This is a genomic window from Acutalibacter sp. JLR.KK004 (assembly GCF_036941085.1).
Taxonomy (GTDB): Bacteria; Bacillota; Clostridia; order Oscillospirales; family Acutalibacteraceae; genus Acutalibacter.
Map to the genome: position 1 here is coordinate 127113 of NZ_JAYMNQ010000003.1, position 15375 is coordinate 142487.

Here is a 15375-nt window from a genome sequence, read left to right on the forward strand (position 1 = left end):
TTTTTAGCGCTGTGTAAAAGGAGGATCGCGGATGATTGAGATAGAAAGACCCAAAATTGAAATAGCGGAAATTCTCGAAAACGGCACCTATGGCAAGTTTGTCATAGAACCCCTGGAGAGGGGATTCGGCACCACCCTGGGCAACTCCCTGCGCCGCGTGCTGCTCTCCAGCCTGCCGGGCGTCGCCGTGAAATCTATCAAGATTGACGGCGTGCTGCACGAATTTTCCACCATCCCGGGAGTAAAGGAAGATGTCACCGAGATCGTGCTGAACATCAAAGGGCTTGTGGCAAAGCTTCACTGCGACGGCCCCAAGACCATTGAGATTTCCGCTGAAGGGCCTTGCGTAGTTACAGCGGATTCGATTAAAAGTGACAGCGAGGTGGAGATCCTCAATCCGGATCTGCACATCTGCACACTGGGAGACGGGGCCAAGCTCTATATGGAGCTGACCCTTGATAAGGGAAGGGGTTATGTCTCGAACGAGCGCAACAAGCAGAACCTGCCGGAAGGCGTTATAGGGGAGATTGCGGTCGATTCTATTTACACACCTGTGCTCAAGGTTAATTTCAACGTGGAAAGCACCCGCGTGGGCCAAAGCATCGACTATGACAAGCTGACGCTGGAGGTCTGGACAAACGGTGTTATCAACGCGCAGGAGGCAGTGTCTCTTGCGGCCAAAGTCCTCACCGACCACCTGAACCTGTTTGTGGACTTGTCCGACAAGGGCAAGAGCACAGAGATCATGGTGGAAAAGGATGAGGGCGGCAAAGAAAAGGTTCTTGAAATGACCATCGAGGAGCTGGATCTATCGGTCCGTTCCTTCAACTGCCTCAAGCGCGCTGGCATCAACACTGTGGAGGATCTCATCAGCAAGTCTGAGGAGGACATGATGAAGGTGCGCAACCTGGGGCGGAAATCGCTGGAAGAGGTCATATGGAAGCTGGCTTCTCTGGGCTTCAGCCTGCGTAAGGATGACGAATAAGTTTTTTGACCATAGATAGGAGGGAATATCATGCCGGGAACCAGAAAACTGGGCAGGGCCACTGCCCACCGGACGGCTATGCTGCGCGGCCTGGTAACGTTCTTCTTTGAGAACGGCAAGATCGAAACCACCGTAACCCGCGCCAAGGAGGTGCAGTCCTTGGCGGAAAAGATGATTACCATTGCCAAGGATAACAGCCTGCACAACAAGCGGCTGGTTATGGGCTTTATCACCAAGGAGGGCGTGACTAACAAGCTCTTCACAGAGATTGCTCCCAAATACGCGGAGCGCAACGGCGGCTACACCCGCGTTACAAAGCTTGGCCCCCGCCGGGGCGACGCTGCCGAAATGGCAGTTCTGGAGCTGCTGTAAGGGAAAGGCCTTGGGGGCTTCCCGCCCTCAAACCCCGCGCCAAAGGGGCATCGGTCTCACCTGCCGGTTCGGTCAGCGCTGAACAATCGCCACTGGCGATTAGCGCCCCTCTGGACTCCCATCTGCCCAGCGGGCTGGGGAAATTAAATATATGAAAAAAGGGGGGCTGTGTGCTGCACACAGCCCCCCTTGCCATAGGCGGAAAGGAGGGATTGGATTTTGGAGAAAAGGAAAGCCTTCCGCATAGTCCTGGTGGCGGCAATCCTGCTGTGGCTGCTGCCTGTAGGGGCCGCCGCCAACGGGGCCATGGGGCCGGATATGACGATTATCGTAATCGGTGGGCCGGAGGATTTAACCATTGACATTGTGAAAACAGACGGCATAAACGAAGGCCGCATACACTTGGAAGGAGCGGTGCAAATTGGCTTTGAAAGGCGCTATAGGGTGGACTACCTTCAGGAGTGGACCGCACACCCCAAAGAAGAGCTTCTCTGGAACGCCACAAAAACCACCCTGGAGGTGCGGGGCACAGGGCTTAGCTGGGACATCCCCGCAGACGGGATCGAGTATAAAGGCTACAGCCACCTGGTAACCCTGGATGTGAGCAGCAGGGAGGTAATACCCGGCCAGCCCCCCTGGCGCCAGCCGCTGCTGGTAGGCATACGGGTCGTGTTCACGCTGCTGGTGGAGGGCATAGCCTTTTACTGCTTCGGGTACCGCCGAAAAGGAAGCTGGGCTGTGTTTATCCTCATAAACATCCTCACCCAGACGGGCCTTTCATTCCTCATGGCCCAGGCTGAATTCGGGATATACCTGCTGAGCCTGCTGGTGTATTTTGTGGCAGAGCCGCTGGTCTTTATCGTGGAAGCCCTGGCTTATGTGTTCCTGCTGCGGGAAAAGAGCTGGAAGCGCGGCATGGCCTGTGCTCTTTCCGCCAATGCCGCCAGCCTGTTTTTGGGGCTGCTGCTATACGCCTTTGTCCCCATATGATGAAAAAACCGTACCCGGTGAAAAAGCCGGATACGGTTTTTGAGTTACAGGGTAATTATTTTCGCAGCTTGGGCAGGACCAGCAGGATAAGCAGGCCAATGCCCTGAAAGACAAAGAGGGTAAAGGAAGAAAGCTGGCGCATACCTCCAAAGCAGGCCATAAAGGCCACCAGGATAAAGCCGCACACCACCACCGCGCACTGGATTGCCACCAGCAGGCCTGTCATGCGCTTTTGCTCCACACAGGCGGAAATAACGCTGAGCATAGACTCCATGCGGCCTTTCGTGGCCACCATCGCGTCTGCCCGGGAGATTTTCTCCTCCATCAGCTTCTGGGCCTCCTGGCCAAGCTGGCCGTCCAGAATCCCCACAGAGGCAGTGTCAATGCCAAACAGCCGGGCCACCAGCGCTGGGGTAACATTGGGATCCGTAGTGCGCACAAGCACCGTAACGCCGCTGTCCTCCATGCGCTGCAGCTCGTTTTTCTTCCGGCGGTCTGCGCCATAGGTGAGCACCAGCATGGCGGCAACTGCCGCGTCCACCGCAATATAAATGATAGACTTGTTCCCTGTGGCATACTGCGTCTCTTCCTCCCGGGCAGGCACCTCGATGCGGTTGTTGATAAGCAGGCCGCGGTTGCCAATATAGATTTTCCTGCCATCCACCCAGCCTACAATGCCGCCTCCCGGCTCATAGTGGAACTTTTCCACCTCTGGCAGGGCGTCCTCGTTTTCGCTGATAACCTGGTCAAACACGCTGGAAAGGGGGCCGCCGATTTCCTTCATCAAGGCGGAAGCGGACATAATGGCTTCCTCAGCCCCAATGCGGTTGCCAAAGGTCTTGATGCCCCCCAGCACCACTGTGCCGGGAGGGAACAGCTCGGAAGCGTCGCACACAACAGCGTTTACGTCTCCCAGCTTTTCAATGGCTTCATAGCTTACCACCATGGCACCGGCCCGGCGTGCCGTCTTGCACAAGCGGCTTAAAGGAAGGTTTACCGCCAGCATATTTCCTGCCGCCACACAGGCACAGCAGGCCGCCGCCAGGGCGCTGAGGGCAGAGGACACGCTTTTCGTCACCAGCAGGCTGCAAATGCACAGCACCAGGGAGGACAAAAGCCCAATAGGCGCAATAAGCTGGGAGGAGGATTCCGTGGGATCCGGGCTGTAGGAAAGCTCCAAAAAGCGCTTTAAAAAACCGGCCCTGCACTGGTAGGCTACCAATGGTTTTTCCGCCACCACATCCTTGGTCATCTTCAAAGAGGTGTTATAGTCGTCAAAGGTGCGCACCGCGTATTTCTGCTCCCGGGAAGTGACAAACCGGAAATTGCTGTGGATGCGCCGGAGCATGGTCAGCTTTCCGGCCGCGTTTAAGAACAGCAGGGCAGTGAGCACAACAGCGTACAAGTGCAGCTTGCCGTCTGCCAAATCGCTTTGGAAGAAAACCGCTCCCAGGGTCTGCACCGCCACCGCCACCGCGGCCACTGCGCAGGCGCTGTCAGAGTTGGCGCTGAGGGAGAACAGGGCCTTTAAGCCGTTGCCCACTGTGCGGTAGCAAATACCCATGGACACACCGGCAAGCACCACAGTCAGGATAATAAAGATAATGGGCATAGAACCCACATCACCGCCGGCAGAGAAGCGCCCGCCGAAAATCAGGTTCACAACAGTCAGGATAAGGGTACACACCCCGGTTATCATCATGCGCATGGAAAGCTCGTGCATGTCCCCCCGCAGTTCGTGGGCAATGGACTTTGCATCCTCCGGGCCAGTATAGTCCTCGATGGATTCTCCGGTGTCCACATCCGGGGCGGGCATTTCCTCCTCAGGGAGATTTATCTCCAGCTTTTTGTTCTTCACCCTGCGGCGGGGCGCAGCCTCCTCCATCTCTGCCTGCAAGGCCTGCTGCAACCCTTCAGATTCAGACAGCAGGGCGCTTTGCAGCACATCCGCATGGATGATATGGGTGGCAATGCGCCGGGAGCGGTATTCGTATATGCTCTGCACCCGGGGGATTTCCGCCATGGGCCTGGGGGGCGGCGCTTTCTGCCTTGGAGGGGCCGCGGGCATTTCGATAGTGGCCTGGGGTTCCGCTTCCGGGGCTGGCTGTGCCAAGGACTCTCCAGCTTCCGCAGCTTGTCCCTCTTGGGAAAGGGGTTCCTGATCTGAAAGGAGAGGCGCTGGCTGTGCTTCTTCCGCGTAGGCAGGTTCCTGCCCCACAGGGGCTTCCTGTGCCAGCCCGTCCTCCATGAGGGCTTCCTCCGGCTCCAGCATCACTTCCCCAGTCATGTGCTCTTCCAAAGCAGGCTCTGGCACTTCCTCCGGGGCTGGGGCGAATTCCAATATTTTGTGGACAGTTTCCTCGCTGACTGTGGCCCCTTCCATCCCGCCGCCTTCCTGCACCTGCTGCAGTTCCACGGTGTTGTTCAGCACATTCAGCTTGATTTCCATAGTCTGGTCGGAGGAGGTTTCCAGCATGGCCCGCTGGATGTCCGGCAGTTCCTCCTGGCTTCTCTTCCCGCCCTCCACATCGATCCCGTGCTGGCGGGCATAGGGGTCTGCCGCAAAGGCCGTAACAGGCATGGGGGCCACCACGCCGAATTCATCGGCTATCTGCTCCTCGTCCACCCCGGCAGTCTGGACGGCCTCTGCCACCCGGCGGCGGCGCTCCTTCTGCAGGCGCTGGAAATTCTCCTCCACCTCCTGATCAATGGCAGTGGTGGAGTCGTCAAACAGCGCCTTAAAGCTGTCCCCTCCCGGGGCCATGTCCTCGGGCACGTCGTTGTCCAGGCGGTATTCATCCAGAGGCTTTAGCTGGATGCCATAGTACATGTCCTCGCCCTCGTCAAAGTCCGGCATCTTTTTCCGCCTGCCGAAAAGCCCCCACTTTTTCTTCTTCTTTTTCGGCTTCTCCTGGGGCAGTTCTTCCTCAGGGGAAATTTCCTCCTCCTGGAAAGGCGGCTCCGCAGAGGGAGCGGGTTGGGGCGCTTTTACAGGGACAGGCCGGGGCTGGGCAGGGGCCTTTGCGGGGGTCTCCTGCCTTGGGGGCGCAGGTTTGTCGGGGACAGGATCTGGCGGCTGGGGGGCAGGCAGATCCATCTCCCCTGCGCCCTCCCGGCGCGCCCGTTCTTCCGCCAGAATATCTTCCAAAGTAAAATCCGGTTTCTCTGCCATGGTGTTAGAGATCCCTCCTTTTGGGATTGAACGCCTGCAGCCCGCTTCTCTGGCGGGCCGCCTCGCAGCACAGCACACCTGCCGCAACTGAGGCGTTCAGCGAATTGATTTTGCCCATCTGGGGCAGGGACAGCACAAAGTCGGCCTTTTCTTTCACCAAGCGGCTTACCCCCCGGCCCTCAGAGCCTATCACCAGGGCGCAAGGCCCGGTCAAATCCGCCTGCACCCAGGGCTGCCCGTCCATATCGGCAGCGTATATCCACACGCCCTGTTTTTGTAAGTCCTCCAGCAGCCGGGGCAGGTTCTGCACCCGGGCCACAGGCAGATGCTCCACAGCCCCTGCCGAGGCCCTGCCCACAGCATAAGTAAGCCCCACGCTGCGCCGCTTGGGGATAATTACCCCATGGGCGCCCGCGCATTCCGCAGAGCGTATCACAGCCCCCAGGTTGTGGGGATCCTCCAGCCCGTCGCATATCACCAGGAAAGGAGGCTCGCCCCGCTTCCGGGCCAGGGCCAGCAGATCCTCCACCCGGGCATATTCCTTCACAGCCGCCACCGCCACCACGCCCTGGTGATGCTCTCCGGGGCACAGGTGGTTCAGCTTCTGTATGTCCACTTCCTTCACAGCGGCCCCGGCCTCCTTGGCCTTTGCCACAAGGGCCAACACCGGGCCGCTTGCCTCTCCCCGGGAAATATACAGGCTGTCAATGGTGCGGCCCGCCCGCAGGGCTTCGCTTACAGCGTTGCGCCCGGCTATGATGTTTTCATCTGTCCGGCTTCCTCTTTGTTTTTCCAACTTCCGGCGCACATCCTTTACAAAAGGGGATTTCTTCATGCAATACAGTTTTTCAGGGGTTATCATGGGAAACAGGGAAAATCATGTCCCTTATATTGTACCGTATTCTGCCGCAAATTTCAAATAAAAATGCGCAATCCAGCCGACAAAAGCCCGGTTTCTTTGACTTTCCCCATAAAATTGATACAGGGAAGGCGGATTTATCCCTTTTTTTGCAAAAAAATTCTTTTTGCAAGGGGAAAACAGGCTCAAACATCAGTTTCCATAAAACACTTTCCCTCTTTGTGAACCAATGTGGAAAACTCTGTGGAAAATGTGGATAACTCCTTGTCCGCCAAGGGTTTTCCCGGTGGAAAAGGGAAAGAAAGGGGTTTTTCCACACTTATGGCAGGGAATTCCCCCTCTCAACATCCACCCCGGGGAATATATTTTCCCACAAATTCTTGTGTCAAGCCCCCTGCCCGGCAGGAAACGCATAGAGTATACAGCCGGGAAATAGGGAAATTTTGCCTGCCTGCCCTGTTTTGGGGCTGTTCATTTCCCCTTTTTTGTGCTATACTGCAAGAAACAGGGCGAAATGCCGGGAAATCCTCCCTTGCGCCCTGCTTTTTCATGATGCATATTTATACTTTTTGTGAATTTAACAAAAAAAGAAAGGCGGCGAACATATGACAGAACCCCTCTGCTCCATCCCCGCCTCCTTCAGCCTGGCCCAAACCCTGGACTGCGGCCAGGCCTTCCGCTGGCAGCCCCTGCCGGGAGAGCCGGGGGCCTGGCAGGGCGTGGCACAGGATAAAGCGCTGGTTGTGCGGGAAGCCCAGGGCAGGCTGCATTTCTCCTGCTCCCAGGCGGAATTTGACTCCTTCTGGCGGGGATACTTTGATCTGGACGAAGACTATGAGGCAAAGCGCGCGGCCCTCAGCGCCCTAAGCCCGGTGCTGGCAGAGGCAGCCGCCTTTGCCCCAGGCATCCGGCTGCTGCGGCAGGATCCTTGGGAAGCCCTGTGCTCCTTCATCATTTCCCAGAACAACAACATCCCCCGGATAAAGGGCATCCTCCAGCGGATGTGCCAGGGTTGGGGCAGGCCCATTCCTGGCACAGGGCTTTCCAGCTTCCCCGCCCCCCAGGCCCTTATGGGGGAGACGCCGGAAAGCCTTGCCCCCCTGCGGGCAGGCTTCCGGGCAAAATACCTCATAGACGCGGCCCAAAAGATATCGTCGGGAGAGGTAAGCCTGGAAGCCGTGGACAAGGCCCCTCTGGAGGAGGCCCGCCGGGAGCTGCAAAAAATCAGGGGCGTCGGCCCCAAGGTGGCGGAATGCGCCTTGCTGTACGGCTTCCATAAAACCCGGTGCTTCCCCATGGACGTGTGGATGAAGCGGGCCATGCACACCCTTCTTCCCGGCTTTTCCCCAGAGGATTTTGGGGAAAACGCGGGCCTTGCCCAGCAATACATTTTTCATTACAGCCGGATGCATCCCGCCCTTTTTGCCAAAGCGGCAGGAGAAAATCCATAAAGAGGAGGCCGCTGTATGGCAGGCTTATATATCCATATCCCTTTCTGCCGGGGCAAATGCCCTTACTGCGATTTTTATTCCCTGCCCTGTGAGGAGGGCGCCATGGATGCCTATGTCCGCCGGACAGAGGCAGTGCTGGCCCAGTGGGGGGGTATGCCTATAACTACAATCTATTTTGGGGGCGGCACCCCCAGCCTGCTGGGGCCAGAGCGGCTTTCCCGTTTGCTCCGGCAGGCCAGAAAATCCTTCCCCCTTGCCCCTCCGGGGGAAGTCACCCTGGAGGCAAATCCCACCCATGTGAACGAGGCCTTTTTTGCCGCCCTGGCCGAAGCCGGGTTCACCCGCCTTTCCATGGGGATGCAGTCGGCAGACCGGGAAGAACTAAAGCTCTTGGGCCGCGCCCACAGCCCGGAGAACGTAGAGGAAGCTGTGAAAGCGGCTCAAAGGGCTGGGTTCCGGAATATTTCCCTGGACATAATGCTGGGCCTGCCCGGCGGGAGCAGGGAAAAGCTGGGCCGAACCATCGCGTTTGCCTCTGGCTTGGGAGTGCAGCATATCTCTGCCTACATCCTGAAGGTGGAGCCGGGCACTCCCTTTGCCTCGGCGGGCCTTGTCCTGCCAGACGGGGACGAAACCGCCGAAGAGTATCTTTTCTGCGTGGAAGAGCTTGCCCGCCAAGGTTTCTTCCAGTATGAAATCAGCAATTTCTCCCGCCCCGGCTTTGAAAGCCGCCATAACCTTATTTACTGGCAGGGGGAGGAGTATCTGGGCATAGGCCCCGGGGCGCATTCCTTCCAAAACGGCAGGCGGTTTTACTTTCCCCGGGATCTGGAGGGCTTCCTGGCGGGATCCGCACCCGCGGACGACGGGCCGGGCGGATCTTTTCCGGAATACGCCATGCTCCGCCTGCGCCTAACAGAGGGGCTAAGCGAGGCAGGCTGTGGGGAAAGGTTTGGCCCTGCCGGAGAGCGGGCCTTCCGCCGCCTGCTGGAAAACGCCAAAACCTGCCCGCCCCATCTTATCCGGATATCCCCCCAGTCCCTCCGGTTCACCCCGGAAGGCTTCCTGGTGTCAAATGCCCTGCTGCTGCGCCTGCTGGAGGACGCGGGGACATAAGGCGTATGCCTTGGGCAGGCCTCCCGCCCAGGGAGTGTCCAAAGCGGGTATTTTAAAAAATGAAGAAACACAAAAGTTTCGTCCACCTTTTCAAAGGTGGTGGGGTATTTAGGGGCGAAGCCCCTAAACCGCCGGAGGCATAAGGCACATGCTTTGGACACTCCCCCTCCCAGGCCGCATTGACAATCTGCTCAAAAGCAGGTATGATATAAGCAGGATTCTCATACAATACAGATCAGAATACCGGAAGGAAGTGCTGGCATGAAGGTATCGCGGCTGGTAAAGGCCCTGGGGCTTCAGGGCTTTGAGGACGTGGAGGTTACAGATATTGTGTACGATTCCCGGAAGGCCCTGCCGGGCTGCGCGTTTGTGTGCCTGCGAGGGGCAAGCGCTGACGGGCACCAATATGCCGCCAAGGCCTGCGCCGCCGGGGCAAAGGTGGTTGTGGCGGAAGAGCCTGTGGAGGCCCCGGGCGCCCAGGTGCTGCTGGTGCCGGACACCAAAAAAGCCCTGGCCCTGATGAGCGCCGCTTTTTTCGGGAACCCGGCGGAGGGGGACATCCAGGTTATCGGCATCACAGGCACAAAGGGGAAAACCAGCACCGCTTATATGATACAGGCCATTTTGCAGGCTGCGGGGCATAAAACCGGCATTATCGGCACGGTGGGGGTGCTTATCGGCCATAAGCTGACCCAGATTGAAAACACCACCCCCCAAAGCTACGAGGTGCAGAGATATCTGCGGGAAATGGCAGACGCCGGGTGCGAATACTGCGTAATGGAGGCCTCCTCCATCGGCCTGCGGGACTTCCGGGTATACGGATTCCCCTTTAAAGCCGGGGTGTTCACAAATTTTTCCGAGGATCACATTGGGGGGGTAGAGCACAAGGACATGCAGGAGTATCTGGAAAGCAAGGCCCTGCTGTTCCCCATGTGCGAAACCGCTGTAGGCAATTTTGACGATGAGGCCGTCATGGGCGTGCTGGAAAAGGCCCCCTGCCCTGTTAAGACCTTTGGCTTCGGCACGGGGGCAGATTATCAGGGAAGCGGCTGCGCCCACCTAAACCGGCCCGGCTTTCTGGGCGTCACCTTCCAGGTATCCGGCGCGCTCCGGTTTGCCGCCCAGGTGGGCCTGCCCGGGCGCTTTAACGCCAGCAATGCCCTGGCAGCCATTGCCTGCTGCCACCAGCTGGGCATCCCCCAGGCCGCTATGGAGGAGGGCCTGGGGCAGGTGCGGGTAAAGGGGCGGGTAGAGCCTGTGGAGGTGCCAGGTCCCTTCACCCTGCTGCTGGACTATGCCCACAATGCCGTTGCCATGGAAAACCTGCTTATCACCCTGCGGGAATATAACCCCGCAAGGCTTATCTGCCTGTTTGGCGCAGGAGGAAACCGATCCCGGGTGCGGCGGTATGAGATGGGGGAGGTAAGCGGCAGGCTGGCCGATCTCTCCGTAATAACAGAGGACAATTCCCGGGACGAGGACGTGATGGATATCATCGCGGACATTAAAACCGGAATGGCAAAAACCAGCGGGAAATATATTGAGATCCCCAACCGGCGGGCGGCAATCAAATGGTGCCTGGAGAACGCGGGGGAAGGGGACATTGTGGTGCTGGCAGGCAAGGGCCACGAGGATTACCAGGAGATTAAGGGAAAAAAATATCCCTTTGACGAGCGTGTGGTGGTCAAAGAGCTGCTGGAAGAACTGGAGCAGGAAAGCGCCAACTGCGTGAGCGCGCCCTGATTTTAGGGTCAGTCCCTTTTTTAAAAGCTTTGCCGGCAGCCTCTCTATAGGCTGTTCTCCGCAATCAAAAAAGCGCCGGGGGAAAATTCTCCCTCCGGCGCTTTTCCGCGCTTATTTTGATTTGCTGTTGATAATCTTGCTCAGCTCTTCCATGAAGCTGTTGATATCCTTAAACTGCCGGTATACCGAAGCAAAACGCACATAGGCCACCTCGTCCACAGACTTCAGCTTTTCCATGGCATAGGTGCCAATGCGCTGGGAAGAAATCTCCCTGTCCAGGGAGTTCTGGAGCAAAGCCTCAATCTCGTCCACAATCCGCTCCAGGGTGTCCACAGAGACAGGCCGCTTCTCGCAGGCGCGCAGAAGGCCGTTTAACAGCTTGCTGCGGTCGAAAGTTTCCCGGGACTTGTCCTTTTTAATCACGACAATAGGCACGTTTTCAATGATCTCATAGGTTGTAAAGCGCTTGCCGCATTTCAGGCATTCCCGGCGGCGGCGGATGCGCTCGCCTTCGTCGGTGGGGCGGGAATCCACCACCCTGCTTTCACTGTAGCCGCAATAGGGACACTTCATAGCCGATACCTCCCAAAAAGTATTCTATAAGTAAACACATTGCCCATGAGGGCAAAACAGAATGTTTCTGTCAACCACAATATATGGGACACAAAGGCCCTGTGTGAAAAGTATACACGAAATATAGGGAAAATGCAAGAAGATCCGCGAAAAAAAGAAAGCGCAGCCCAAAAAAATTTGTGTATTCCCCCGGACAGCCGCCCTTAACAGCCAAAAGCCTTTTCCAGAACCGCCCGGGATTTTTCCAGCTCGCCCGGCTCGCCAAAGCCGCTGCGGTACACCTCTGTCACCACTGCGCCCTGATAGCCTGCCCTCTCCAGCAGGCGGCGGAACCCGGCCAAATCAAAATCCCCTGCCCCGGGCAGCAGGCAGGCCTCCCCCTCCCGGCAGCCGCTGAGATGTACATGGCAAAGCCTGTCCCCCATAGCCCCTGCCACATCCTCTATGGAAAACCCGGAAAGCCTGCACTGCTTTACGTCCAGCACAAAGGCGCAGTCCTCCCCCAAATAGGAGCGCATCCCCTGCAGGAAAGCCGGGCGGGCGCTTTTCAGCCTGCGCACATTTTCCTGGGCAGGGCGGGCGCCTGTCCCTGCCGCCCTGCGGTATAAGTTCCCAAAGCGCTCCCAGTATTCCGGATCGCTCAGCTTCCCGTGGCCCTCCATCTGCCCATGCACCACGAAATATCCGGCCCCCAGATAGGCGGCGGCTTCTGCATACCGCAGGTAAAAGTCCATCCCCTCCTCTGTGCGCCGGGGATAGTCCCCAAAAAGCAGCATGGATTCCATGGCAGCGGTGAAGGGATGGACAGACACAAAGCTTGCCCCATAGCAGGATCCCATGGCCTTCAGTTCCCGCAGAAAGGGCTTTTCCATTTCCCGGGCAGAGTTGAGGAATACTTCAAAACACCGGTATCCCTGCTTCAAGAGGATTTCCAGGGACTTCTCCGTTTCCATAGGGTACAGGCATGCGGTGCTGATACCGGTCTGCAAGGCAAATGCCCCCTTTCCTGTGTTTCATCAAAAAAGCCTTATCAACGATATAGCAAAAAGGCCGGAGCCTGCTTTTGCAGGCCCGGCCTTTAGCGCCTGGGCGGTAAACTTACAGCTTAACCACGTTCACAGCGCGCAGCTTCTCGCTGTTCTTGGGATCCGGCTCGGTTTCAAAAGTGACCTTCTGGCCTTCTTCCAGAGTCTTGAAGCCCTCGGACTGGATAGCGGAGAAATGTACGAACACGTCCTCGCCGCCCTCGTCGTTGGAAATGAAGCCATAGCCCTTTTCTGCGTTGAACCATTTAACTGTACCGTTCATGATCGGCACCTCCATAGAAAGTATTGCGTATCCGGCTAGCCGAGCCGGATAACGGGAATTTCCTTGAGGGGAGAAGCCCGTGCTCCGTGCCTGACAAAAAACTCACAGCTTGTGTAAATCATCAGACGCTCCAATGACTTACAGAAACTGCGAGTTCATCTTTCGTGCTATCAGAATACAATGGTATTATACCATGGGATATAGACTTTGTCAACCCCCCAACCGCCGCAAATCCGGGAAAGAAAGGAAGAAAAAGCAAAACCGGCGGGGCTTTTGCCCGCCGGCCCTTTGTCAATCCGTTTCCTCTTTCATAGCGGCGAAACACTCGCTGCAATAGACAGGGCGATCCTCCCGGGGCTGGAAGGGCACATGAGCCTCTTTCCCGCAGGAAGCGCACACAGCCGTAAACATCTCCCGCTGGGAACGGCCTGGATTTTTGCGGGCTTGGCGGCATTCCCTGCAGCGCTGGGGCTGGTTAGCAAAGCCTTTTTCGGCATAGAATTCCTGTTCCCCGGCTGTGAACACGAACTCCCTGCCGCACTCTTTGCAGGTAAGGGTCTTGTCCTCATACATGATTTGAAACCTCGCTTTACCGTAATACTTGTTGCCCGCAACGGAGTTGCACCGTTTTCTCTCATACCTGGGCATATATAGGGGACAAGCCCGGCTTACTCCATAGCCCGCAGCTTGCTGCGCACCCTGTGCAGGGCATTGTCGCAGGACTTCTGGGACACCCCCAGCTTTTCCGGCAGCTCCCGCCTGGGGCAGCCGCTGAGGTACAGCGCCAGCACCCGTCGTTCTAAAGGGGAAAGGGACGCTTCCAGCCTTTGGCGAAGCTGGTGAAGCCATTCCCGCAGCTCCAGCGCGGCCCCGGGATCTTCCCCTGCCACGGTGAAAGCCATATCGCCGCTGTCCAGGGAAACCGATTCGTTCAAAGTCCTGTTGCCGCTGCTGCCATAGCGCCGCACAGCGCTTGCCATACGGTTATAGATGCACACCCCCGCATAGGTGGAAAAGGAAGCCCCGGCCCTTTCGTCAAAGGATACTGCCGCTGTGTACAGCCCCCAAAGGCCCTCCTGGGTCAGATCCTCCACCTCCGGCGCATGGGCGCCGGAAAACCTGTGGGCCTTTGCCCGCACCAGCCACAGATACCGGGCGCTAAGCGCCGTAAAGGCATCCGCGTCCCCCTGACGCACCCGGCGCGCCAACTGCGCGCTGCTCCATTCTTCAAAATCCCCGGACATCCTGACACCTCGCGGCAGGGCGTTTACTGTATCGCCCCTTCTGCTGTATTTTCTCTCTAATCATATCCTAAACCTCCCGCTCCGTCAAGAAGTTTTTCCCATAAGTCTTAAAAAATATGGTTTTTCTCTAAGTTTCCCTTTTTGCGCCTTTATGGTATAATAACCGCAAGACGGTTATTATACTTGATTTCAAACTGCCCCGCCCAGTTCTTCCCTTTGGTCAGACGGACGATGGGCAGATACTAACGCGCTTTGCGCTAATGGTATAATACCCGCAGAGCAGCTATTATAGAGTTTGCAAATCCAAAAATAATCCATACTTGAGTTTAGGATCACCCCCTTTTTAAAGGGGGTGTGGGGTGCGGGGCAAAGCCCCGCGGCCTTAGGCTGGAGCGTGGAGGGAATCCGCGGTCTTAAAACGCTGAAAGGGGGAAGAGGGATATGGTAGCAAAAATTCACAGCATGGGGCTTTATGGCATGAACGCGTTCCCGGTGGAGGTGGAAACAGATCTTTCCGGGGGCCTGCCGGCTTTTGAGGTGGTAGGCCTGCCCGACGCGGCGGTAAAGGAGTCCCGGGACAGGGTGCGGGCGGCGCTGAAAAACTGCGGGTTCGATTTCCCCGTCAGCCGCATCACCATGAACCTGGCCCCGGCGGACAAGCGCAAGGAAGGGCCTATGTATGATCTGCCCCTGCTGCTGTCCCTTTTGCAGGCCTCCCGCCAGCTTCTGTGCGATTTGGAGGACGCCGTATTTTTAGGGGAGCTTTCCCTTTCCGGGCAGGTGCGGCGGGTGCGGGGCGTGCTGCCCATGGCGGCCCGGGCACAGGAGGCGGGGTATAAGCGGCTGTTCGTCCCGGAGGACAACGCCCGGGAAGGGGCTGTGATGCAGGGCCTGCAGGTGTACCCCGTAAAGAACGTACCCCAGCTTATAGCCCACCTGCGGGGAGACTCCCTCATCCCTGCCGCCCAGCCCGCCGAGCCTGCGGAAAGCCTTCTGCCCTTGCCGGATTTTGCCGATGTAAAGGGCCAGAATGTTGCCAAACGGGCCTTGGAGATAGCTGCCAGCGGCAGCCACAGCATCCTGCTGCTAGGCTCCCCCGGCTCTGGCAAGAGCATGATGGCAAAGCGGCTGCCCTCCATCCTGCCGGACATGGCCTTCCAGGAGGCCCTGGAGGCCACCATGATCCACTCCATTGCCGGGCAGTTGGAGGCAGGGGGATCCCTGCTGCAAAGCAGGCCCTTCCGCTCCCCCCACCACACCATTTCCACAGCCGGATTGTCTGGGGGCGGGGCCATCCCCCGGCCCGGGGAAATCTCCCTGGCCCACAGCGGGGTCTGACCCTCAAGATAATCGCTCTGCCTCGGTGCTACCGGGGCTTTAATTGTGCCGAAAACCCCGGTATAACGGGCTTTTCTGGCCTTTTTGCCCCTACTCCTCGCAAGGGTCGCACATTCGCTTGGTGTATTTCTTTGGCATAAAAGGCAACCAGAAAATGAATTTACCCCCCTCTGGCTGGGATTGGTATGTACCCCATACATTTTGGCAAAAGTATCTTGGCCCAT

Annotated in this window: 14 protein-coding genes; 7 read left to right on the forward strand and 7 right to left on the reverse strand. The window is 57.6% G+C overall.

The window, feature by feature from the left end:
• Positions 1-31: 31 nt before the first annotated feature.
• The 3 genes from VSQ30_RS18385 to VSQ30_RS18395 all read left to right on the forward strand — a co-directional run bounded on the left by VSQ30_RS18385 (position 32) and on the right by VSQ30_RS18395 (position 2347).
• Positions 32-985 carry a DNA-directed RNA polymerase subunit alpha gene (locus tag VSQ30_RS18385; RefSeq protein ID WP_334466292.1) on the forward strand — a complete coding sequence of 318 codons (954 nt, stop codon included), beginning with the start codon at positions 32-34 and terminating at the stop codon, positions 983-985.
• 30 nt (positions 986-1015) lie between these two features.
• Positions 1016-1357: a 50S ribosomal protein L17 gene (gene rplQ, locus VSQ30_RS18390; RefSeq protein WP_160642127.1), complete on the forward strand. Its 342-nt coding sequence runs from the start codon at positions 1016-1018 to the stop codon at positions 1355-1357.
• A gap of 219 nt (positions 1358-1576) precedes the next feature.
• On the forward strand, positions 1577-2347 hold the full coding sequence (locus VSQ30_RS18395; protein WP_334466294.1) for a hypothetical protein: 771 nt from the start codon (positions 1577-1579) through the stop codon (positions 2345-2347).
• Between the two features lie 55 nt (positions 2348-2402).
• Here VSQ30_RS18395 and VSQ30_RS18400 read toward each other — a convergent pair whose 3' ends face one another.
• The gene (locus tag VSQ30_RS18400; RefSeq protein WP_334466296.1) at positions 2403-5519 is read right to left on the reverse strand and encodes a hypothetical protein; all 3117 of its coding nucleotides are present in this window, start codon (positions 5517-5519) and stop codon (positions 2403-2405) included.
• A 4-nt stretch (positions 5520-5523) separates the two neighbouring features.
• Entirely contained in the window at positions 5524-6315 is a 792-nt protein-coding gene (gene rlmB, locus VSQ30_RS18405) for a 23S rRNA (guanosine(2251)-2'-O)-methyltransferase RlmB (RefSeq protein ID WP_160642130.1), read from the reverse strand.
• 668 nt (positions 6316-6983) lie between these two features.
• Here rlmB and VSQ30_RS18410 point away from each other — a divergent pair.
• From VSQ30_RS18410 to VSQ30_RS18420, 3 genes are all read left to right on the forward strand, one after another.
• Positions 6984-7829 (forward strand): DNA-3-methyladenine glycosylase family protein, encoded by an 846-nt coding sequence (locus VSQ30_RS18410; protein WP_334466298.1) that lies wholly within the window; start codon positions 6984-6986, stop codon positions 7827-7829.
• A gap of 15 nt (positions 7830-7844) precedes the next feature.
• Positions 7845-8945 carry a radical SAM family heme chaperone HemW gene (gene hemW, locus VSQ30_RS18415; RefSeq protein WP_334466300.1) on the forward strand — a complete coding sequence of 367 codons (1101 nt, stop codon included), beginning with the start codon at positions 7845-7847 and terminating at the stop codon, positions 8943-8945.
• 261 nt (positions 8946-9206) lie between these two features.
• Entirely contained in the window at positions 9207-10688 is a 1482-nt protein-coding gene (locus VSQ30_RS18420; RefSeq protein WP_334466302.1) for a UDP-N-acetylmuramoyl-L-alanyl-D-glutamate--2,6-diaminopimelate ligase, read from the forward strand.
• A 111-nt stretch (positions 10689-10799) separates the two neighbouring features.
• Here VSQ30_RS18420 and nrdR read toward each other — a convergent pair whose 3' ends face one another.
• The 5 genes from nrdR to VSQ30_RS18445 form a co-directional block, all read right to left on the reverse strand.
• On the reverse strand, positions 10800-11261 hold the full coding sequence (nrdR, locus tag VSQ30_RS18425) for a transcriptional regulator NrdR (RefSeq protein ID WP_160642134.1): 462 nt from the start codon (positions 11259-11261) through the stop codon (positions 10800-10802).
• Between the two features lie 203 nt (positions 11262-11464).
• On the reverse strand, positions 11465-12250 hold the full coding sequence (locus VSQ30_RS18430; RefSeq protein ID WP_334466304.1) for a sugar phosphate isomerase/epimerase family protein: 786 nt from the start codon (positions 12248-12250) through the stop codon (positions 11465-11467).
• A gap of 109 nt (positions 12251-12359) precedes the next feature.
• The gene (locus tag VSQ30_RS18435) at positions 12360-12572 is read right to left on the reverse strand and encodes a cold-shock protein (RefSeq protein WP_334466997.1); all 213 of its coding nucleotides are present in this window, start codon (positions 12570-12572) and stop codon (positions 12360-12362) included.
• A gap of 288 nt (positions 12573-12860) precedes the next feature.
• Positions 12861-13142 (reverse strand): zinc-ribbon domain containing protein, encoded by a 282-nt coding sequence (locus VSQ30_RS18440; RefSeq protein WP_160642136.1) that lies wholly within the window; start codon positions 13140-13142, stop codon positions 12861-12863.
• A 95-nt stretch (positions 13143-13237) separates the two neighbouring features.
• Complete coding sequence (locus tag VSQ30_RS18445; RefSeq protein ID WP_160642137.1) at positions 13238-13813, reverse strand: sigma-70 family RNA polymerase sigma factor; 576 nt, start codon at positions 13811-13813, stop codon at positions 13238-13240.
• A gap of 441 nt (positions 13814-14254) precedes the next feature.
• On the opposite strand from VSQ30_RS18445, the gene VSQ30_RS18450 reads away from it, so the two are divergent.
• Positions 14255-15151 (forward strand): YifB family Mg chelatase-like AAA ATPase, encoded by an 897-nt coding sequence (locus VSQ30_RS18450; RefSeq protein WP_334466308.1) that lies wholly within the window; start codon positions 14255-14257, stop codon positions 15149-15151.
• Positions 15152-15375 lie beyond the last annotated feature (224 nt).